Source organism: Bacteroides propionicigenes, from assembly GCF_018390535.1.
GTDB lineage: Bacteria > Bacteroidota > Bacteroidia > Bacteroidales > Bacteroidaceae > Bacteroides > Bacteroides propionicigenes.
On record NZ_JAHBBW010000001.1, the window covers coordinates 282760 to 301609 of the forward strand.

Below are 18850 nucleotides of genomic sequence, written 5' to 3' on the forward strand. Positions count from 1 at the left end.
CCTTTTATACCACACACCTTGTCTTTTATAGGCAGGCTTTCGCTTCCCCCCCCTTTGTAGATTGAGATGCTATCACGAACCGACGACCGTAAAGCCCGACACTTTTTTCCGCAAAGTTGATTGCATCTCAAAACTTTGCCTCAAGGCCCATCTTCGATTTTCCTGATGAAAAATCTTCCTTCTCATTCCATTCCAAGAGTATTTTTCATGGAATCCTTGCTGCAAACCCCGTGATGCAAAGACGAGGCAGAAAAAAGAATCGAACTTTCCGGTAATCGCTCGAACCGGAGGGAAATAAAAAAAACTTAAAAACAAATTGAAACATGAAAAAAAATTCGCTTTTTGACAACTGGTTCGTTTACAACTATCAGAGATTGCGTAACATATTCGGACGTTACCTGCACGAGGACGCCTTTCACGACGCCTATTTGGCGATGAAACGGGAAGTCGTGATTTCGGAAATACCTGTCGAGAGCTTCGAGCCTTATTTTTTCGGCGTGTACAAAAAGTGCAGACTGAAATGTATTCACAAGGATAGTTGTTACTGTTTCCCCGACAACGAACATTTCTTTTTGCTCATGCAGGAAGAAGAAACACCGTCCGTCGAGGTGCTGGCAGCTTCCGACAAGCTGGTGTATGACATACTGCTGTTTGTGAAGAAGAAATATCCCCAAACGGACTACGAGCTTTTCAGACTGAAAGAGTACGAGGCGAAATGTTCATACAGACACCTTTCCGCCTATGCAGGCATTTCCGCAAGTGCGATACACCGGAGAATAAGCGATATAACCGACACTATCCGCAATCACGAAGGATTTTCCAAAAGGTACGCCCACGTAAGCATGTAATTTGTATAACCCGTAAATAATTCAAGAAAATGAAATTTGTAATTTACAACGTCGAGAATTGCCGGACAAGAGAAAACCGTGTAGGTAAAAGAAGCATAAGGTTCAACAGCGTTACCGGCAACATGTATCTATCCACCAAATTGGCAAAAGAAATGAATATCACAATGAACGACCGACTGGAGTTTGGCTGTGATGAAAACAACCCGAAAGAGTGGTTTCTGCACAAAACCACTGACAAGCGAGGTTTTCCGCTGCAGTTCAACAGGGGAGGAACACGTTTGAGGAATAAGTACATCTGTAAGACCATTTTGGATATAGCGAAGGTCAAGGAGAGCGCAACATTCTTGGTATCGAAAGACCCGGTAAAGACCGAGCTGGGGCCATTTTACAGAATAATACTTTCTTGCCCCATTCTCCCGAAGAACAAGCCCAAACTATAAGCCGATAACCTCTGTGGTCTGTCCGATGGGCGAAAGCCCTCCGGACGGATTGCGGGGCAACCGATACCTTTTATAGTACGATTACTCCTTTTTTACCTTCAGGCTGTTTCCCTATTATACGCCGGCTTTCCCAACCCCGTGAACCAGTGGAAAGTCTGTGCCGTAACAAGTCGTCAGGGAAAGGTACGGGAGGCCGTTCAAAACCGGCGGCAGCCCGGATCGTGCCGTTCCATGCCGGAGCTTCGACCTGTCGAAACAACACGGTATTCCACAGCCCGACCGGTCTTTATGCCGCTGGTTTCGGACTTTCCGCCTCTGTTCCGTATCTTTCCCTTGTGACCTGCCACGTCAAGGGCAAACGGTGATACTTCTTATTCGCTCCGCGCTTTCATTCCGCCCGGTCGAAATTCAGGCGTGGAGCGGATAAGGAGAATCCCTTTCATGTTTGCCCCGGCAGACCCTTGCCTGACCCGCCCAAGCCGGACCCTTTTCTACTTCGCTTCCCCTGCATTTATACAGGCAAAGCCGTACTCCCTTTTTACCATCATATTTACCGGTCTGTTCCGGTCTCCTCTCTGCCGGTATCGTCCGGTTTGCCAGATGCAAAGGTCGGCTGCCATGCTTGATCCGGCGGCTTGAAGTGCATTCCCCGCAAATTCTTCCTTTCCATGAAAGCGTAATTGGCCGGGAAACCCACCGTATGAAGCCCTGTCGGCAGCCGTGTTCCGCATCTGTAAAATCCCGGAACGGTTCAGACAGAGAGAAGAATCGAAAAAAGGGTAAAAAAGCAGATGTTTCACGGCATAAAAGACAAGTGATGGACAAGAAAAATTGTAAAACAGGCAAACGCATGAAAAGGCAGGTTGAAAAAATCCTGATGGTTATCAATGTCAAATGGGAAATCATAGATATTCTTCAAATAACCAATCGGCGTTTTATGTACAATCCGCAAACGGGAACTTTAATTTTAGGAGACGAAATCTACGGTAAAACCATTTGCAGTTCCCATTCACAAGAGTTCCATGCGTCAAGAGCAGAAGGCTGTTTCGATGATTATTTGCGCGGGTGGATTGGCACATCGAAAAGCTACCCTCACGGGATTATCCATTTTGCCCCCGCCGTCATCATGGAACAGTTCGACAGAGGGTTTGACGCATTACAAATGTTCGCCGGACTTGAAGGCGTAAACGGAGATACTATCGTCAGAGGGTTTTGTACTTTGCCAGAACAAAGGATGGGCGATTTGCTGCATTCCTCCCTTTGAGATACCGGTTCTGACAAAATAAGCTATGATAAGGTATCGTGCCTATGACAACATCGTCGGTGAAGGGCACGATACCCGTTTGTAAATTACCGCAACTCCGTTGGCGGTTTCCTTTTATACCTCTCTCTTTTCCTCTGCTCTTATACTTGGGCGAAGCCCTCTTCCCTTTATATCAATTATATGTATAACCTCTACGGTCTCCTCTCTGCCGTCACCGTCCGATTTTTCAGATGCAAAGGTAGGCTGCCGCGCTTGATCCGGCGGCTTGAAGTGTATTTCTTGCAAATTCTTCCTTCTACGAAGAGTAATTGGCAAGAAAAGCCGTCGTATGAAGCTGTACCGGCAGCCGGGTACCGCATCTATAAAATCCCGGAACGGTTCAGGCAGAGAAAGGAACCGAAAAGAGGGAAAAAATAAACAGTTAGGTAACGGCAGGACCAACCACCTTGCCACAAACAATTTTCTATTATGTTACATGTTCACACTATCGGACGCATCGGCAAAGATTGCCAAGTAATTTCAGGAGCACACGGCTCATTCATGGCTATGGACATAGCCGTTGACGATTATTCAAAGGGGCAAAACATCACCACTTGGATAAGGGTACGCAGCAACAAGGACAACCATATCCGCTTGTCCGAATATCTGACGAAAGGGAGACTCATACTTGTTGACGGCACGCTGTCATCTTCCCTGTGGAAAGACAAGAACGGCGAGAGCCAGATACAGCTCTCCATCACGGCAGAGAGTATTGCCTTTATCAATACCGGAAGGCGGGAAGGCGCGGCAGCCGGAGAGGACAATGCAGTAAGCGGAGCAGACGGCGCACCCGTTCCTCCTGCAGATTTCCCGCAGGACGAAAAGGAGGATTTGCCTTTCTGATAAGAGAGTAAACCTTTGAAAATAAGCGAATACTAAATGTAGTATATCCTATATGTAGTAGATTAGTAAGCCACTCGTCTGCGAATGTAGGATATACTACTCTTAGTCAAACTTTATTTTAGTATAGTAGTAAATACTAAAATACTACACTGCTAAAACAATAGTTTTTAGTGAATTAGTATATACTAATTTTAGTATTTACGAAAAATAGTATTAACTTTGCAAGTGGAATAAAAGAGTGAAACGATGACAAAAATAATTGCGGTCTTGAACCATAAGGGAGGGGTCGGAAAGACGACCACCACCATCAATCTGGCTGCGGCCCTGCAGCAAAAGAAAAAGCGCGTGCTGGCTATCGACATGGACGGTCAGGCGAACCTTACGGAATCCTTCGGCCTCTCCATTGAGGAAGAACAGACGGTGTACGGGGCGATGAAAGGCAAATACCCCTTGCCATTAGTTGAAACGGCAGGAGGTGTAACCGTCGTACCGTCCTGCCTCGACCTCTCGGCTGCCGAGGCAGAACTCATCAACGAGCCGGGACGGGAACTGATATTGAACGGCCTGATTGGCAAGTTGCTCGAAAACCGGAAATTCGATTATATCCTTATCGACTGTCCGCCCTCGTTGGGGTTGCTGACGCTGAACGCCCTTACCGCCGCAGACTACCTGATTATCCCGGTACAGGCACAATTCCTCGCCATGCGCGGCATGGCCAAGATCATGAATGTGATTGCCACCGTCCAGGAACGCCTGAATCCGAAACTCGCTATTGGTGGCATTGTAATTACCCAGTTCGACAAACGCAAGACACTGAACAAAAGTGTGGCCGAACTCGTCAAGGATTCATTCTGCGAAAAGGTGTTCAAGACCGTTATACGGGATAACGTATCTTTGGCCGAAGCTCCCATAAAGGGCAAGAACATCTTCGAGTATAGCAGGAACAGCAACGGAGCCAAGGACTACATGGCACTGGCGCAAGAGGTACTGAAATTAAAATAATCCCGATATGAGCAAGAGCGATTTACTGAAAGACAGCATGAAAGGCGGACTGGACGGGTTGCTGTCACCTACGAAAAAGACTACCGGCGGAAAACAGCCGGTAGCAGCCCCCACGGAAAAAGAAACGGCGGTTCATTGCAACTTCGTCATCAACAAAAGCATTCATACCCGTATGAAATTCCTCGCCATCAAGAAGAACATGTCGCTGAAAGACATCGTGAACGAGGCAATGAAAGAGTATCTGGAGAAGAACGAACAATAAACACAGGCATGGCTACCGCGTCTGCCCACCCCGGAGACGGCAGCCATGCGTCCTTTTTTATCCGCCCGCTGTTTCCATAGGGCGCATTCCTCCTTTATAGTCTTACCATCTTTCTCTTTTTTACCTGCCCGCAAGTACAGGCACATGGCCCGTTTTATCCCTATTCTAACCCTGACGGGCATATCCCTTTTCTACCGATTCCCTTACCGCTTTCCCGGCTTCATTCTCTGCCGTCACCGTTGTGTTTTATCAGATGCAAAGGTCCGCTGTCGCGCTTGATACGGCGGCTTGAAGTGTATTTCCTGCAAATTCTTCCTTTCTGCGAAAGAGTAATTGGCAGGAAAAGCCGTCGTATGAAGCTGTACCGACAGCCGTGTACCGCATCCGTAAAACCTCAAAGCGGTTCAGGCAGAGAAAGGAACCGAAAGGAGGGAAAGAAAAAAACAACGTAAAATTGACAGCGATATGGATAAAATCAAATTGGTAGTTTACAACGAGTACGCACTGGGTTATATCATGCCCGAACAACCCGGCAAAGTTTGTACGTTGGTGGATAGGATAACGCTCGGCGCACCGTTTCGGACAATGAATGAACCCTATTTCATCGGGAAAAGAGATACCGTCAGACTGGCGGGCAGAAAGGACTTTGACACGTTTCGGATAGTGTTCGACGGGTACGACAATCCGGAAATATACGAGTATGACACCGCACAATAAAGACAATAGTAATCAAACAATCTAATGTAATAACAAATTAAAATTTATGAATTATGGAAACAGCGAACATTCAATCAGTAGTAGAGAACAACATCGTATCAGTTGCATTGATGAATATTCAACCGAGCAACTATAACCCACGCAAGCACTTTGACGAGGCGAGCCTTGCCGAACTGGCCGAGAGTATTCGTCAGCAGGGAGTATTGCAACCTATCGGCGTGCGCCCCATTGTGGACACCGACCGCTTCGAGATTATTTTCGGAGAGCGCAGGTATCGTGCCGCCCTTATGGCAGAACTGACCGAAATTCCGGCTGTCATCTTGCATGTTTCGGACGAGACCGCCGCCGAAATGGCCGTGACGGAGAACCTGCAGCGCAAGGACGTTACCCCCATAGAGGAAGCCAACGCCTACCAAAAGCTCATGGAAAGCGGTCGCTACGATGTGCAGTCATTGGCCGTGCAGTTCGGCAAAAACGAGAACTATATCCGTACCCGTCTGAAATTCGTATCATTGATACCCGAAATCGCCGAACTTCTGGAAAAGGACGAAATCACAATCAGTGTAGCGAGTGAGATTTGCCGATACGGTACGGATATTCAGAAAGAGGTGTACTATAAACACTTGAAAGACAGCGACAGCATGTTGTACGACTGTTGGCGAGGACTGAAAGCCGCCGAGGTGGCAAAGTTTATCGAACGGGATTTCACGACAGACCTTAGCCGTTACGCATTCGACAAGACCCTATGCGCCTCATGCCCCCACAATACCAACAACATGATGTTGTTCTGCGAGGGTGGTTGCGGAAATTGCGCCAATCGGAGTTGTCTGGCCGAAATGAACGCTTCCTATCTCGTGGAGAAAGCCTTGCAGTTTGTGGAACAATACCCCTCCGTATCATTGGGCTACCAAGATTTCAACAATAACATGCTTGCGGTGGAACGCCTTACCGCTATGGGGTACGAGGTCGAGCACCTCAATACCTATGCCACGGCATACCCCGAAACGCCGGTAGCACCCGAAAAGGAAGAATACGACACTACCGAGGAATACGAGGCGGCATACAAGGAGTACGAGCAGGATTTCAGCAACTATATGGAAAAATGCAAGTCAATTCATGAACGAATCGATACGGGCGAACTCACGTTTTATATCTGCATCGGGCAGAAAGAAATTACGCTGTGTTACATGGCAAGTGCTGCCGCCAATGCGGACATGGCTACCGAAAAACAACTTTCCCCGGTGGAAAAATTGGAACAGCAGGACAAACGTAACAAGGAAATAGCCGTCGAGAAAACCGTTGCAGACGCTAAGAAACAGATTTTGGACGTTGATACGTCTGAAAGCAAATTCACGCAGGACGAGGAAAAGATGATATATTTCTTCCTGCTGTCGTCTCTCCGCAGGGAACACTTCGGGGTATTCGGTATCGGGGAGAAAAAAGCCTACCAACACCTTGAGGACGAAGAAAAAATGAACATCATCGCCAACCTCACGGCCAAGCAGAAAGCCGTTATCCGCAGGGATTTCTTGATAGACAACTTCAAAGGCGCATACGGCAATAACGCTGCTGCGACCCTCTTGCTCGATTTTGCCCGTAAGCACATGCCCGACACGCTCGCCGAAATTGAAAGTGGATATAATGAGGTGTATGAGAAACGCCATAAACGTATCGAGGAACGCAAAGCCGCCTTGTTGGCAAAGGAACGGCAGACAAAGCCCGAAGAAGCCGCCGAGGCAGAAAATACACAACCCACGGCAGAGGTACAACCCGAAGAACATACGCAACCCGAAGAGGTCGCAGCTTGACCATAATTCAATAGTAGGACGGAGAAATCCGTCCTACTGTCTAACCAATCAAAAGAGGTAATGATGAAATGTAAGGACTGCAAACATTACAACGGTGCGACAATGCCCGGAGCGGGATTGTGCAATGCCACGCAGGCACGTACTTTTGCCACGACGGTCTGTTTCAATGGACTGTTCACCCCGAAAAAACGGCAAGACGAACCGGATAGCAAGACCGGGAAGAAATAGCGCAACGCTACAGAGAGAGAGCCGCAGGAGCGGCTGTCTTTTTTAGCACTGCCGTTGGCAGATCTCCCTTTTTATCCCTTCGTTTTCCTTTTGTACGGAAATCCCTTCGCCAACGGCTCTGCCCGTCGGGACATGCTTTTTCCGGTGCAAAGGTATTGCCTTGGAGGAACATTCAAGTACCGCTACGCTATTTGAACACAATTTTTCAGCAGCTTTCCCGATTTTCAATCGTCCATATTTCGCGGACGCTCAATACCGCAACTATAAAATTCTGCCCAAATTCCTTGCCTGTTTCTCCCTGAAAGGCAATCTTTAATGCACGTAAAAATCAAATCCCGACAGGAGAAGCCTGAAGGCTTCCGAAAGGAGGGAAAAAATAAACAGATTGTTCAACTGATTAATGTTAAGATTTTATGGAAATTCAATTTGCTATCGTGCGTTCCGAAAACAGAGAGTATTTGTGCTACAAAGCAGGTGAAGCGTATGTAGATGCCAGCAACCCTATGATTGCTTTTACCGCAGGTGAAGATGAATTTGAAATCGTAGAGCCGGACAGCTCTTTCAGACAGAAAGAATACGAGTTCAGAGGCGAACGGTATTACCTCGTACCACGGTTTTATCGCAATGGCTGGTTGGCTCTTATCTTGGTAATGGTGGAAGATGAAGACGAATATATCGTACTTTCCGTCAATTTGGAGGAAATGGATGCGCTCGGTTTGCCGGACCGTACCTTTATCGACGTGAACAATTACCCGGATGCGTTGGACTTTTTGGTAGAAAACAGATTGGCGACCGATTCCGGCTACAAACGCAGGAGCGGCTTCGTGGAATACCCTATGGCTATGTTGAACCTGCCGCTTCTTTATCAGCATAACCCGCAAATTTTCCAAAAAGCGAACATCGAGCCATTCGGAGAAGAATGCTTTTGAAAAGGATTGTTCCCAAAAATGAAAGTGTCGGGTTCCGAAGATTGAATGTACAAGATGGCGTACTGATAACACAGTCAGTGCGCTATCTCCTTTGTCTTTATCGCCCGCCTTCGTCCTTTTATAGTCAGCCTCCCGGATACCCCGCCACCGCCCGTTTCCTCTTATAATTGCATTCTTTCCCTTTTGTAGCGGCACGAGCCGCCTGTTTCTCCCGTCCGGCTTTCCCGTCCCTCACCGCACGGGTTTTATCCGATGCGAAAGTCGGTCGTCGCGCTTGATTCTCCGGCTTGAAGTGCACTTCTTGCAAATTCTTCCTTCCCAAGCGAAGCGTAATTGGCAAGAAGAGCCGTCGTATGAAGCTGTGCCGACGACCGTGTACTGCATCAGTAAAACCCCGAAGCGGTTCCAAAGGAAAGGGATCGAAAAAAGGGAAATAAATAATCAATAATTCACAAGACAATGGGAAAATACGATTTTATCAAGACAGGGAATCTGCTTTATTGGCATGACCCGGACAACGGTTTGTCCGATGGGGCTTACCGAGTGATTTCTGCACCGGAAAACATGGAAGACGACAGCATTATTCTGATTTCGTCCGGTACTTCGGAAGCGGAGGTTTTGCCTTCGGAATTATCGCCGATAAACACGGGCAGAAGTCATAAAGAGGATTTTTTGCGCTGGAAAGCGGAACGTGAAGCCGAAGGCATGGAGTTTTATAATCGCCTTTCCGAAGTCATGGAAACGGAGGACGATTTGGCCGTAGGCGACATGGTAGCATTTACAAACGATTATGGAGTAGTATTCGGCCCTCAAGAGGTATTAGCTTTCAGGAAGCCTTGGAATGGTGACAGATGCGTGTATCTTGACAGCGACGCCTATTGGTTTCCCGACCGTCCCGACCAGTTGACCCTCCTAAGCAAGAAAGGGGCGGAATGACAACGACAAACCCACCCGCCACAAAAACGGGTGGGTTCATTTCCCCTGCATGAAATCCCATGCTCTATTTTAATCGGCTCGCACGCACTCCACTCGTGCAGCGATTTCCTTTTCTATCGTTCCTATCCATTCCTCTCCGACACCGGCCTCCCGGCCGTATTCCGGGTAACGCGAAACGATGCCTATGGTCTTTTCTATGAACGGCTCTGCGGCCTTTATACCGTACCGGCGGGCTACTTCCAGCAGGTCTGCCGCAGTAATACCCTCTGTCCGGTTGTTGATAGTCATGCTGTGGCGGTTGACGTAATACGGTGCGTCCGGATCGACCGAGAACGTGTAGTCGTAGGCCGGAGCAACGTGCCAACGCCCGTCATCGCCCATCAGGAAGCTGAAATTCTTGTTATGGTCATCGACGTTCCCGCCCAGCACGTTCAGCACCATCAAGCGAAACAGTTGCCGGAGTTCCCCCGGCGGCACGCCGATACGGCAGGCCGCCTCGAATAGTGCTTCGTAAGAATCTGCCGGGGGGTTCATGGCAGCCAATGTCTGGATATGCACCTTCTTGCCGTTCCGGCGGTCGAAACGCTCGGTCAGGAAGTGCGCTGTCTGCTCACCTTCCAACAGGCGGCTCGGCATCATCTGAAGCCCGGCGTCTACGGCCATCAGGTAATAACTGTATTCTATCCGTGTCGTCGGCATCTTCTGGTGTTCGTCGAACTTGACGATCATCGGCGTGTAGCCCGGATAAGGGGTCGCCACCTGTCCGGAGTAACATTGTCCTTCCCCGAAATTGACGTTGACCACCGCTTTGGGCCGTCGTCCTCCTGCGGACGTTCCTACCTTGAACAGGCTTTCGACCATCAGGTTGCCCGATACCGGGACGTTGAACCGTCCGGCTTCCTCGAAAGCCTGCCGGGCCAGTTGGTAGAGGTCAGCGATCTCCACCTTGAACGGTGTCTCCAGTTCCTCGGCAGTGGGCGGGACGAACTCCAATGCCCCCATGCCGCGCCGTCCGATATAGGCGAGACGGTCGAGGGCGGACAAGTCCCTCATACGGATATGATGCACTTTGGCCCATTCGTTGAACACGGTGTTTCCCCAATGGTCGGGCAGCGAATCGGCTATGAACGAGGGCAGGCCGCCGAAAAGCCGCTCTTCATCGGGATAGACCGGCAGGCCGCGCTGTGCGGCAACCCCTTTTACCGGCGCACGGAGCGGGGCGATGTCGTAGCCGTCGCGGACATAATCGCTGTCGAAGTAGAAACAGGCTTTGCTGCGGTGTCCTTCCCGATTGGCGACAAGCGTGCCGACCTTTTTATCCCATAGGATTACATCGAGACTTTCTATCATTTCTTGCCCCTCCTAACTCGTTTAGGTATCAGTTTCTCGATTTCCCGAAGCGCCATCGGCGGCATGGGAAGTTCCGGCAGAATCTCCGCGAGCCGCTCTGCCTGACCGAGCGCACGCAGCAGGGAGATGAAATTGGCCAAGGTCAGGTTACGGCTGACCCCCTGCTCGAAATGGCTGATAGTCGTCTGGCTTACACCCGACTGTTCGGCCAGCTCCTTCTGGCTCATGCGGGCGGCCAGACGGTACTCCTTGACCCGCTTCGCCAAAAGCGTCAGCATATCGCTGTTTGTGGTATAGTTCGTTGTTTCCATAATGTCAATATATCACTATTTATATGCAAATATAACAACAATTATCCATATATAGATATATAAATTCTCTTTTTTAGCTTCCAGCCGTCCTTTTCTACCGCTTTCAGGTCTCCGTATTCTCTCCCGTCTGGCTTTCCCGTCCGTCACCGCACCGGTTTTTATCGGTGCAAATATGGGCTGTCGCGCCTGATTCCGTCGTTTTGAAGTGCATTTCTTGCAAATTCTTCCTTCTGCGAAGCGTAATTGGCAAGAAAAAACGTCGGAAAGGGCTTTTTCGCCAGCCCCGGAAAGCACCATAAAACCCGAAGCGGCTCCGGCAACAAGGAAGCCGAACAGAGGGAAAGAAAAACAATTATTAAAATTTAACAAATGAAGACATTAGAAGAATTATTGCAAGAACTGGGCTGCGAAGGTAGCGCATTCGACAGTACCGGAGAATTTACAAAAGCGGGAGAAAAGGCGTATGAACGCTTGGAGCACTTGCTGTATGACATAGAAAGTCTTACAGGCAAAAAGGTGACACCCATAATTGAGGAACTTGACAGAATATGCAACGAGAACTATTAAAATTCAAGAATATGGACATTAAAGAAAGCAAAGAATACCGCCTCGCCAAAGACTGGGAAATGGCGGTAAACAGTTTCAGTTTCAACCCCGAACGGTTCGCGGCGGCAATCCCGGACATGCACCCGACGCTTCAGCAAAGCCTGTACCGCCTGATTAAGGCGTGTATCAAGGTCATGGCGGACGAAACACGCCGTTACGATGACCGGAACCGGGCATCGCACGAGGAAGCGAAGCATATCATGGAATACCTCAATGAACACGGAAAAAATGTACCATTAATATAAAAACGACGATATGAAAACAACTAAGATTCAATTCAACGGCAGGTCTTATTACTCCCGCATCGTGGAATCTGTCGATGGCGAAGAATTGCTTATCGGTTCGACAATCCTGCTCGATGCCTTGCAGCCCGGCAGTTTCAATGACGAGAACGAAGGTTTTGCCAGTAAAGAAGCCGAAAGGATTTATGACGAGATTTTCTTCTTTACCGACGAGAGAACGCTTCAGCTTCCCGAAAACGAGTTGATAGCCGAACTCAAAAAGGATAACCCCGATTGGTTCGAGTAAATCATGGAATAATAATTTATAAACTTAGAATTATGGAAAAAGAATATGTAATGCAGGTCGCACAGACCATTAAGGAACAGTTAGTAGCGTTAACCCCCATGACCGTCCTCATGTCGTGGGGTATCAAAGAGTTTGCCGCCACCCTATACAGGGATTTGCCGGCACTCCGCATTAAGGTGAACGGACGGCTGCACGCAGGGTACGTCATCGTCGCACTCAACGGATCGGATTATTACGAGGTCTATCTTGTGAAAGGAATGGAGGTGGAATGTGTGAACGAAGAGGTTTGTTTCGACGAGTTGGGAGACGTTATCGACCGGGCTATCGAGAGCGGCACGGACAAAGCCGAGTACGATAAATTCTGCGAACAGGAGCGACAGAATTTATATGTAACTGTTGTCACTGTCTGATTCCTCTTTTTAGGGGATGAAAGCCGTGCCTTTCGGAAAACGAGCAGGGTACGGCTTTTCTATGTATAATGCAGAAACGAATAAAAACCTGCCGTTTATAAAACGGATTACCTACGTGTTACAGTACCTTACCTCTTATTGTAAAAAGGTTTGTTTTATCTTTTGGCCGGCAGATTGTTTTTCACTTCAAGATGTCGTTTCTTTATCTGTCTACTGCCTTTTTACTTGCAGCTCTATTTACGACCAGAATGCTCGCTTCATATAAAACCCACATCGGCAATGTGACCAATGACAACGTGAACACGTCCGAAGTCGGCGTGATGACAGCCGCAACGATAAGGATAATCACTATAGCGTGCTTCCGGTAACGTCGCATGAAATCGGCGGTGAGAAACCCCAATTTGGCAAACAGCCATGATAAAATCGGAATCTCGAACACGATACCCATTGTCAGGCACATCAGCACGAGGGTCGAAATGTAGGATTGCAAGACGATCATGTTCTCCACTTCACCGCTGACCTGATAGGTTCCAAGGAAACGGAATGTCAGCGGGAAAATAAGAAAGTAGCTGACCGCCACACCCATCAGGAACATTGCATAGCCGCCTCCGACTATCCGCACGGCATATTTCCGCTCGCAGGCATACAGGGCAGGCGACACGAACCGGAACAACTGGTAAAGGATATAGGGCGACGCGCACAGGACACCCGCGCATAATGCCGTCTTCATGTGGATGACGAACTGCCCGGCCAGTCCCGTGTTGATGAGCTGCACGGCAAAACTCCCGGTCTCGCCGCCGGCCCATGCTGCAATCCGGTTGAAAAGACGGTACGTGATGAAGCCGTCGTTTTTCGGGGCAAGGATAACGGCAAAAAGTTTTTCCTTAAAACAAAAGGCGGCGATACCGAACACGACGGCCACGGCGACGATTTTAACAATCGCCGTCCGCAGCACGTCCAAGTGCTCCCAAAAGCTCAAGCCGTCCGTTTTGTCTTCCTTTGCCATGTCACTCCTCTTTCTTGTCGGTATTTTCGGGACTGATTTCTTTCTCCATGCCGTTCATACCTTCCTTGAATGAACGGACACCTTTGCCGATGCCTTTCATCAGTTCGGGAATTTTGCGTCCTCCGAAGAACAGCAGGACGACTAATGCAATCAGCAGCACTTCCTGCATACCGATGCCTCCGATAAATAATGGTATCATATGAAAATTGTTAAAGGTTGTTCGATTAACTCAATAGTCGTTTTCAGTCATCGTTCCGCCGGCTATTCCCGCCATTTTCAGAAAGTTCCTTCGTCCATGACTCCGCCTTCTCAATCCAGTCCTTTCTCATGTAACCATCTCGACAGGTGATCGGCCACCTCCACGTTGTTCAAATCGGAGAAGGGAAAATGGGTGTTGCCCTTCAAACCTATCTCCGGCAGATGAATGACCGTGACATCGCCGCCGTGTTCGTTGAGCAAGGCAGCCCATTTGCGCATCAGATGCAGGCGTCGTGTCCATTCGTACAGTTCCGGCCGTTCGTCGGTTTCCGGCAGATTGTCGCCATAGTAGATGATGATAGGGATTTTCGTGAACTGCAGAAATTCTTCCATCGGCACTTCCACGCCTTCGGTCTTCTTCGACAGGGTTAGTACTTTCCCTTCCTCCGGCATCTGCCCTTCGGGAAAAGGCACGTTTGTTCCCGGCTCGTAGGCGACGATGGCACGGATGTTCCTTGTCTGCGGCAGTGTAAGCCATCCGACACCTCCGCCCTGCGAATGGGTGACGAAGACAGCCGGACCTATCCTGTCGAACAGTGCGGCATACGCCTTGGCGTAGACATCCAGATCGGGAGGGCCGAGAGTTGGCGTCATCTGACGGAAATACTGGTTCAGAGCCTCCTTGTCGCGGCTGAACTGCACGCCCTCGAAATAATCGGGCCAGATGCCCACGCGGAAACGGTTGAACCACGTCTCCTCGTCGAAGACGGGGGTAACGGTTGCGGGTGTCGTGCTCCGCCCCGCGTTTCCCCGGCGGGGCTGGTCGACGAGATAAGTCTGGAAACCGCGGCGCAGGAAAATATTCTGGAACCCCTCGCGGCCGTCCGGCGTAGTTTCCCATGTCTTGGAAAACTGCCCCACGCCGTGGGCGAAGACAAGCGGGTATTTCCGGGCATCGACGGGTTTCTGATAGAACACGTAGGCGTGGTCGCCGTGATAGGTGCGCCCCAGTGAATCGGTGAGCACCGTGCCGCCCACGGCGAAACTGCCCTGTTCCTCGATTTGCATGATATTCCCGTTGCGTGCGTTGCAACCCGACAGCAAGGCGGCGGCCATCATATAAAAGACAACCTTTCTCATACGCCCTTCCTATTTCTGGATTTTCGATTCCTGCAAAGCGTCATAGCGGCTTCCCACGACCGGAATTGCGGCCACGGCCTTTTCCAGCTCGGTCACTTCTTCCGACGTGAACACTATGTCGCAGGCCCGCAGGTTCTCTTCGAGGTGCGAGAGCTTGGTCGTGCCGGGAATAGGAACGATAAAAGGCCTCCTGTTCAGCAGCCATGCCAATGCCACCTGCGCCGTGGTAATGCCTCTCGTCCGTCCGAAAGCGTTCAGTACCTCCACGATACGCGTGTTGGCACGGATGGCTTCGGGCTGGAAACGCGGAAGCGTCTGGCGGTTGTCGTTGGCGGTGTCGAACCGGGTGTACTCGTTTATCATGCCGCCGAGGAAACCACGGTTCAGCGGGCTGTACGGCACGAAACCGATACCCAGTTCCTCGCAAAGCGCCAGCACGCCGTTTTCTTCCACCGCGCGGTGCATGAAGTGATACTCGCTCTGTATGGCCGTAACCGGACATACCTTGTGCGCCCGGCGGATGGTTTCAGCATTGACCTCGCACATGCCCCAGTGCAGTATCTTTCCCTCCCGGATAAGCTCGCCGCATGTTTCGGCTACGACCTCGATGGGCGTCGCAGGGTCGACGCGATGCTGGTAGAATATGCCGAGCGTCTCCACGCCGAGATTGCGCAGGGAGTTCTCGCATACGCGCCGGATGTTTGTCGGGGTGCTGTCCTCTTCGGTCTTCACCTGCACGCCGTTCACGAACTTGTGCCCGAATTTGGAAGAGACGAACACGCGGTCGGTATAGCCTTTCAGGGCTTCGCCTACCAGTTTTTCATTCTTGTGGTAGCCATAGCTTTCAGCCGTATCGAATAAGGTTACACCCCGTTCTATCGCTTCGTGAATCAACCGGATGCAGGTCTTTTCATCGGGAGACTGGCTGCGGTGATGGTTCAGCCCCATGCAGCCGAAGCCCATCGCCGAAATGGTAAAGGCTGCCTTGCCGCTGCTCAAGGTACGCTGTGCGCGGACTGCTGCCATTCCTGCTGGAATGGTTGCTGCCGATACTGACGATTTACCTGTAATGGCTTTTTCCGCGGCCGTTACTTTCTCCAATGCCGGCGCGATGCAGATGGCCGCGCCTGCCAATGCGGTTCGTTTCAGGAACCCGCGACGACTGATGCCGTTCTCTTGAATCTGTTCTTTTTTCATGTCGTTATCTGTTTGATTATCTTTCTGATTGCAAAATTAGATAGGGGAATTAAGAGCCTGTGTATCAATTTCACGGATAGAATTACCAATTTCAACGGGCCGGTAAGAACGATGCCGGTATACCAGTAAAATTGGTATCCAAAACGATGATTTCGGTATATGCCGTACCATCGGGAATCCGTATCTTTGCTTTTAATTAAAAGCAGAATGAAAAGCTATCACAGAAAAATAGCTATATTTGCAATGACTTAAAAAAGAGGAAATTATGAGTGAAATAATGAAGGTTGATACAGTCCAGCAGTACAACGACTATTTTGGCGTGGAGACCCTGCACCCGTTGGTCAGCGTTATTGAAGGCAGTAAAGGGAAGCCTCTCCGGTTCGGGAAAAAACTGTATAACATCTATGCTATTCTATTGAAAGATGCGAACTGTGGAAATCTTAAATATGGAAAAAGTATATACGATTATCAGCAGGGGACGATGCTTTTCCTCGCCCCCGGTCAGGTAATGGGATCTGAAGATGACGGGCAGCTGCACCAGCCCGAAGGATGGGTTGTTGCATTTCATCCCGAATTTCTGCGAGGTACACCATTGGCGCATATAATGAAAGATTATTCATATTTTTCTTACAATGCCAACGAAGCCCTGCACCTTTCCAAACAAGAAAGACGGACGGTTATAGAATGTATGGAAAAAATTCGCATTGAGCTGCAGTATCCTATCGACAAGCACAGCCGTTCGCTCATCGTGGATAACATCAAGCTGCTGCTTGATTATTGCATCCGCTTCTACGACCGTCAGTTCATCACCCGCGACAATGCCAATCACGACCTGTTAGCGCGTTTCGAGGACCTTCTGGATGAGTATTTCGCCTCTGATGCCCCTGCAAGGCATGGAGGGATGCCGACTGTGCAATATTGTGCATACAAACTTTGTCTTTCCCCGAATTATTTCAGTGACCTGATGAAAAAAGAAACGGGAATGCCTGCCCTGAAACACATCCAGCAGAAAATGCTCGATGTCGCTAAAGAGCGGGTATTCAATACGGCGAAGTCCATAAGTGAAATATCCTATGAACTTGGATTTCCATATCCGCAACACTTCAGCCGTTGGTTCAAGAAAATGGCCGGGTGTACGCCCAATGAATACAGAACCGCAAATTAGCTTTATTTTTTATTTTGTGAATGACTGACCAGTAAAACACCGGATATGACAAGTATGGCCGAAACCGGTTCATCCCAGCTAAAAATGTCCTGCCCGATTAAAATGGCAACGACAGAAGCTATAATAGGCTGTAGGTTGATGTAAATGCTGGCAGTGGTGGGCTGTATCCCCTTGAGAGCGACGGGATATAGCAGATTGTTGAGAACAGTTGCCAGCAACAATACGAATACAAGCTGGAGTAATGGTTGCCAACAGAACGCGGACTGATAAAGCGGTTGCACGTACAATTCATTTATACTGAACGGCAGCATGGACAATGCTGCAAATAGGAACATCCATTTTTGAAGTGTGACAGGAGAGTATTTTATCGCCACTCTTCGGATGATAATCAGATAAAATCCGAGCATAACTGTATTGACGATGGCGAAAACAATGCCAAGTATATGATTTTCAACGGATGCGGCAATATCCATTTGTGAAATCAAGACCCATGCTCCTGCAATTCCCAACAGAACACCTGTCAACTTCCGCCGGTTGATAGCTTCTTTTAAAAACAATACGGAAAAGAGCATAACTACGATTGGATTTAAGGCGACAATAAGTGCGAAGTGAACTGGTGTCGTATAATTAAGTCCCCACGCAAAGGAAAGATAAGTACAAGCAACACCGGAAATACCGCCCAAAGCAATCACCATCAAGTCTTTGGCATTGACCTTTTCTCTCCTGAAAACAAGCCCGATCGTCCAAAATATCAGCGTGGCGAATAAAACACGAGAGGAGGCAAGCCCAATCGGTGTCATCCACTCTGCCAGGAGCGATTTACCGACAGGTACATTCAAACCACAAATAATTTGTGTCGAAAGCATGGCGATATGTCCGTTCAACCCTTTGTTCACATGGATTTATCTGTTTGATAGAGAGTGCAAAGATACGACTTTATTTTCATAAACTCCCGTCGAAACTGCGGTAAAAGACTGAAAGGATTTTATTGTTGTTTCCGTAAAAATGGTTGTATCAACCGGGCTGTCCTCAAGGAAATATTCGCAGATATACTGTCCGAAAAACAGGTTCGGGAGTTTATCTCCAAAACGGAAGATGCAGGTATTATACAAAAAAAGGGGGACTGGTAAATGTACCCGTTATATAAAAAACACCTGATTTCCCTTCTTTTATGTAGGGCCGCAAGAAGCTGATTTTGAACTATAAGATTTTCACAATAGATAGGAAACGCCGAAACGTCCGCAATAATCACGGAATCATTGCAGGCGTTTTTTAGTTCCCTCATATCGGAATCTGGCTTTCTATTTAGTTTCCCGTTTGTTCAGCACGTCCTTTATCATTTCTTTTACCTCCATTCCCACATTCACGAAATTCCGATAAAGAATGCGTTCCTGTTCCTCCCTCGACTTGAACGTGTGGAACTTCAGTAACGGTACATACGCCGCTTCCCCCTTCTTGATTTCCTTCATGTCGAAATCCGTTTTGCAGAAGAACTTCGAGGTCTTAAACTCCTCCGCTTCCTGTACGTTCATTGAGCCGCCTATACCGGTTTTTGTTTGGATGAAGTCCTGAGCCGTCTGGCCATATATCCAACCTATCTGCCTTTGTATTGAAAAGTACCCA

At 48.9% G+C, this 18850-nt stretch carries 26 protein-coding genes and 1 pseudogene; 16 read left to right on the plus strand and 11 right to left on the minus strand.

Translation table 11 applies throughout. The annotated features are described in order from the left end of the window. Positions 1-323 precede the first annotated feature (323 nt). Positions 324-848 carry a hypothetical protein gene (locus KG118_RS01280; protein ID WP_007569350.1) on the plus strand — a complete coding sequence of 175 codons (525 nt, stop codon included), beginning with the start codon at positions 324-326 and terminating at the stop codon, positions 846-848. A gap of 29 nt (positions 849-877) precedes the next feature. Beyond that, complete coding sequence (locus KG118_RS01285; protein WP_007569349.1) at positions 878-1288, plus strand: hypothetical protein; 411 nt, start codon at positions 878-880, stop codon at positions 1286-1288. A gap of 491 nt (positions 1289-1779) precedes the next feature. On the opposite strand, the gene KG118_RS01290 is transcribed toward KG118_RS01285, so the two are convergent. After that, positions 1780-2088, minus strand: a complete 309-nt coding sequence (locus tag KG118_RS01290; RefSeq protein WP_171059048.1) for a hypothetical protein — start codon at positions 2086-2088, stop codon at positions 1780-1782. 17 nt (positions 2089-2105) lie between these two features. On the opposite strand from KG118_RS01290, the gene KG118_RS01295 reads away from it, so the two are divergent. The 8 genes from KG118_RS01295 to KG118_RS01330 all read left to right on the plus strand — a co-directional run bounded on the left by KG118_RS01295 (position 2106) and on the right by KG118_RS01330 (position 8380). Beyond that, positions 2106-2552: a hypothetical protein gene (locus tag KG118_RS01295; RefSeq protein ID WP_007569346.1), complete on the plus strand. Its 447-nt coding sequence runs from the start codon at positions 2106-2108 to the stop codon at positions 2550-2552. 468 nt (positions 2553-3020) lie between these two features. Then, positions 3021-3434, plus strand: a complete 414-nt coding sequence (locus KG118_RS01300; RefSeq protein ID WP_007569341.1) for a single-stranded DNA-binding protein — start codon at positions 3021-3023, stop codon at positions 3432-3434. Positions 3435-3680: 246 nt separating this feature from the next. Next, entirely contained in the window at positions 3681-4436 is a 756-nt protein-coding gene (locus KG118_RS01305) for a ParA family protein (protein ID WP_007569340.1), read from the plus strand. 7 nt (positions 4437-4443) lie between these two features. After that, a complete protein-coding gene (locus KG118_RS01310) occupies positions 4444-4698 on the plus strand; it encodes a plasmid partition protein ParG (protein WP_007569339.1) in 255 nt (84 codons plus the stop codon). Positions 4699-5163: 465 nt separating this feature from the next. Further along, complete coding sequence (locus tag KG118_RS01315; RefSeq protein ID WP_007569334.1) at positions 5164-5415, plus strand: hypothetical protein; 252 nt, start codon at positions 5164-5166, stop codon at positions 5413-5415. A gap of 53 nt (positions 5416-5468) precedes the next feature. Next, positions 5469-7223, plus strand: coding sequence for a ParB/RepB/Spo0J family partition protein (locus KG118_RS01320; protein WP_007569332.1), 1755 nt, complete (start codon positions 5469-5471; stop codon positions 7221-7223). 60 nt (positions 7224-7283) lie between these two features. Further along, on the plus strand, positions 7284-7451 hold the full coding sequence (locus KG118_RS01325) for a hypothetical protein (protein ID WP_007569330.1): 168 nt from the start codon (positions 7284-7286) through the stop codon (positions 7449-7451). A gap of 413 nt (positions 7452-7864) precedes the next feature. Continuing rightward, a complete protein-coding gene (locus tag KG118_RS01330) occupies positions 7865-8380 on the plus strand; it encodes a DUF4313 domain-containing protein (protein ID WP_007569328.1) in 516 nt (171 codons plus the stop codon). 124 nt (positions 8381-8504) lie between these two features. Here the strand turns inward: KG118_RS01330 and KG118_RS01335 are convergent, their stop codons facing one another. After that, positions 8505-8702 (minus strand): hypothetical protein, encoded by a 198-nt coding sequence (locus KG118_RS01335; RefSeq protein WP_154396197.1) that lies wholly within the window; start codon positions 8700-8702, stop codon positions 8505-8507. A gap of 137 nt (positions 8703-8839) precedes the next feature. Here KG118_RS01335 and KG118_RS01340 point away from each other — a divergent pair, with 137 nt between their 5' ends. Then, positions 8840-9316, plus strand: a complete 477-nt coding sequence (locus KG118_RS01340) for a hypothetical protein (protein WP_007569325.1) — start codon at positions 8840-8842, stop codon at positions 9314-9316. Between the two features lie 69 nt (positions 9317-9385). Here KG118_RS01340 and KG118_RS01345 read toward each other — a convergent pair whose 3' ends face one another. Continuing rightward, positions 9386-10666, minus strand: a complete 1281-nt coding sequence (locus tag KG118_RS01345) for a type II toxin-antitoxin system HipA family toxin (protein ID WP_007569324.1) — start codon at positions 10664-10666, stop codon at positions 9386-9388. Continuing rightward, positions 10663-10977 carry a helix-turn-helix domain-containing protein gene (locus KG118_RS01350; RefSeq protein ID WP_007569322.1) on the minus strand — a complete coding sequence of 105 codons (315 nt, stop codon included), beginning with the start codon at positions 10975-10977 and terminating at the stop codon, positions 10663-10665. Before KG118_RS01350 ends, KG118_RS01345 begins: the two co-directional genes overlap by 4 nt. A 369-nt stretch (positions 10978-11346) precedes the next feature. Between KG118_RS01350 and KG118_RS01355 the strand changes: the two genes are divergently transcribed. From KG118_RS01355 to KG118_RS01370, 4 genes are read left to right on the plus strand one after another with little or no spacing between them, the layout of a single operon-like run. Then, a complete protein-coding gene (locus KG118_RS01355; RefSeq protein WP_007569317.1) occupies positions 11347-11544 on the plus strand; it encodes a hypothetical protein in 198 nt (65 codons plus the stop codon). 11 nt (positions 11545-11555) lie between these two features. Then, complete coding sequence (locus KG118_RS01360; RefSeq protein WP_171059051.1) at positions 11556-11828, plus strand: hypothetical protein; 273 nt, start codon at positions 11556-11558, stop codon at positions 11826-11828. A 10-nt stretch (positions 11829-11838) separates the two neighbouring features. Continuing rightward, entirely contained in the window at positions 11839-12111 is a 273-nt protein-coding gene (locus tag KG118_RS01365; RefSeq protein WP_007569311.1) for a hypothetical protein, read from the plus strand. A 32-nt stretch (positions 12112-12143) separates the two neighbouring features. Beyond that, the gene (locus KG118_RS01370) at positions 12144-12521 is read left to right on the plus strand and encodes a hypothetical protein (RefSeq protein ID WP_007569310.1); all 378 of its coding nucleotides are present in this window, start codon (positions 12144-12146) and stop codon (positions 12519-12521) included. Between the two features lie 202 nt (positions 12522-12723). Here KG118_RS01370 and tatC read toward each other — a convergent pair whose 3' ends face one another. From tatC to KG118_RS01395, 5 genes are read right to left on the minus strand one after another with little or no spacing between them, the layout of a single operon-like run. Then, a complete protein-coding gene (gene tatC, locus KG118_RS01375; RefSeq protein WP_007569307.1) occupies positions 12724-13527 on the minus strand; it encodes a twin-arginine translocase subunit TatC in 804 nt (267 codons plus the stop codon). A gap of 1 nt (position 13528) precedes the next feature. Beyond that, complete coding sequence (tatA, locus tag KG118_RS01380) at positions 13529-13726, minus strand: twin-arginine translocase TatA/TatE family subunit (RefSeq protein WP_007569305.1); 198 nt, start codon at positions 13724-13726, stop codon at positions 13529-13531. Positions 13727-13756: 30 nt separating this feature from the next. Further along, a complete protein-coding gene (locus tag KG118_RS17645; RefSeq protein WP_080783879.1) occupies positions 13757-13840 on the minus strand; it encodes a twin-arginine translocation signal domain-containing protein in 84 nt (27 codons plus the stop codon). Then, entirely contained in the window at positions 13837-14865 is a 1029-nt protein-coding gene (locus tag KG118_RS01390) for an alpha/beta hydrolase (RefSeq protein ID WP_007569304.1), read from the minus strand. Before KG118_RS01390 ends, KG118_RS17645 begins: the two co-directional genes overlap by 4 nt. Before the next feature lie 9 nt (positions 14866-14874). Then, a complete protein-coding gene (locus tag KG118_RS01395) occupies positions 14875-16062 on the minus strand; it encodes an aldo/keto reductase (protein ID WP_007569302.1) in 1188 nt (395 codons plus the stop codon). Positions 16063-16327: 265 nt separating this feature from the next. Here KG118_RS01395 and KG118_RS01400 point away from each other — a divergent pair, with 265 nt between their 5' ends. Beyond that, entirely contained in the window at positions 16328-17227 is a 900-nt protein-coding gene (locus KG118_RS01400; RefSeq protein ID WP_007569301.1) for a helix-turn-helix domain-containing protein, read from the plus strand. Between the two features lie 2 nt (positions 17228-17229). On the opposite strand, the gene KG118_RS01405 is transcribed toward KG118_RS01400, so the two are convergent. Together KG118_RS01405 and KG118_RS01410 are read right to left on the minus strand one after the other, a co-directional pair. Beyond that, the gene (locus KG118_RS01405) at positions 17230-18123 is read right to left on the minus strand and encodes a DMT family transporter (RefSeq protein WP_007569300.1); all 894 of its coding nucleotides are present in this window, start codon (positions 18121-18123) and stop codon (positions 17230-17232) included. 405 nt (positions 18124-18528) lie between these two features. After that, positions 18529-18822 (minus strand): annotated as a pseudogene (locus KG118_RS01410) (type IV secretory system conjugative DNA transfer family protein); the annotation flags it as partial. Between the last annotated feature and the right edge of the window lie 28 nt (positions 18823-18850).

Coding starts and splice junctions, on each gene's coding strand:
- KG118_RS01370 (WP_007569310.1), top strand. CDS start 12,144: ATGGAAAAAGAATATGTAATGCAGGTCGCACAGACCATTAAGGAACAG.
- KG118_RS01390 (WP_007569304.1), bottom strand. CDS start 14,865: ATGAGAAAGGTTGTCTTTTATATGATGGCCGCCGCCTTGCTGTCGGGT.
- KG118_RS01355 (WP_007569317.1), top strand. CDS start 11,347: ATGAAGACATTAGAAGAATTATTGCAAGAACTGGGCTGCGAAGGTAGC.
- tatA (WP_007569305.1), bottom strand. CDS start 13,726: ATGATACCATTATTTATCGGAGGCATCGGTATGCAGGAAGTGCTGCTG.
- KG118_RS01300 (WP_007569341.1), top strand. CDS start 3,021: ATGTTACATGTTCACACTATCGGACGCATCGGCAAAGATTGCCAAGTA.
- KG118_RS01395 (WP_007569302.1), bottom strand. CDS start 16,062: ATGAAAAAAGAACAGATTCAAGAGAACGGCATCAGTCGTCGCGGGTTC.
- KG118_RS01325 (WP_007569330.1), top strand. CDS start 7,284: ATGATGAAATGTAAGGACTGCAAACATTACAACGGTGCGACAATGCCC.
- KG118_RS01305 (WP_007569340.1), top strand. CDS start 3,681: ATGACAAAAATAATTGCGGTCTTGAACCATAAGGGAGGGGTCGGAAAG.
- KG118_RS01350 (WP_007569322.1), bottom strand. CDS start 10,977: ATGGAAACAACGAACTATACCACAAACAGCGATATGCTGACGCTTTTG.
- tatC (WP_007569307.1), bottom strand. CDS start 13,527: ATGGCAAAGGAAGACAAAACGGACGGCTTGAGCTTTTGGGAGCACTTG.
- KG118_RS01295 (WP_007569346.1), top strand. CDS start 2,106: ATGGACAAGAAAAATTGTAAAACAGGCAAACGCATGAAAAGGCAGGTT.
- KG118_RS01315 (WP_007569334.1), top strand. CDS start 5,164: ATGGATAAAATCAAATTGGTAGTTTACAACGAGTACGCACTGGGTTAT.
- KG118_RS01320 (WP_007569332.1), top strand. CDS start 5,469: ATGGAAACAGCGAACATTCAATCAGTAGTAGAGAACAACATCGTATCA.
- KG118_RS01285 (WP_007569349.1), top strand. CDS start 878: ATGAAATTTGTAATTTACAACGTCGAGAATTGCCGGACAAGAGAAAAC.
- KG118_RS01330 (WP_007569328.1), top strand. CDS start 7,865: ATGGAAATTCAATTTGCTATCGTGCGTTCCGAAAACAGAGAGTATTTG.
- KG118_RS01360 (WP_171059051.1), top strand. CDS start 11,556: ATGGACATTAAAGAAAGCAAAGAATACCGCCTCGCCAAAGACTGGGAA.
- KG118_RS01340 (WP_007569325.1), top strand. CDS start 8,840: ATGGGAAAATACGATTTTATCAAGACAGGGAATCTGCTTTATTGGCAT.
- KG118_RS01280 (WP_007569350.1), top strand. CDS start 324: ATGAAAAAAAATTCGCTTTTTGACAACTGGTTCGTTTACAACTATCAG.
- KG118_RS01310 (WP_007569339.1), top strand. CDS start 4,444: ATGAGCAAGAGCGATTTACTGAAAGACAGCATGAAAGGCGGACTGGAC.
- KG118_RS01365 (WP_007569311.1), top strand. CDS start 11,839: ATGAAAACAACTAAGATTCAATTCAACGGCAGGTCTTATTACTCCCGC.
- KG118_RS01345 (WP_007569324.1), bottom strand. CDS start 10,666: ATGATAGAAAGTCTCGATGTAATCCTATGGGATAAAAAGGTCGGCACG.
- KG118_RS01400 (WP_007569301.1), top strand. CDS start 16,328: ATGAGTGAAATAATGAAGGTTGATACAGTCCAGCAGTACAACGACTAT.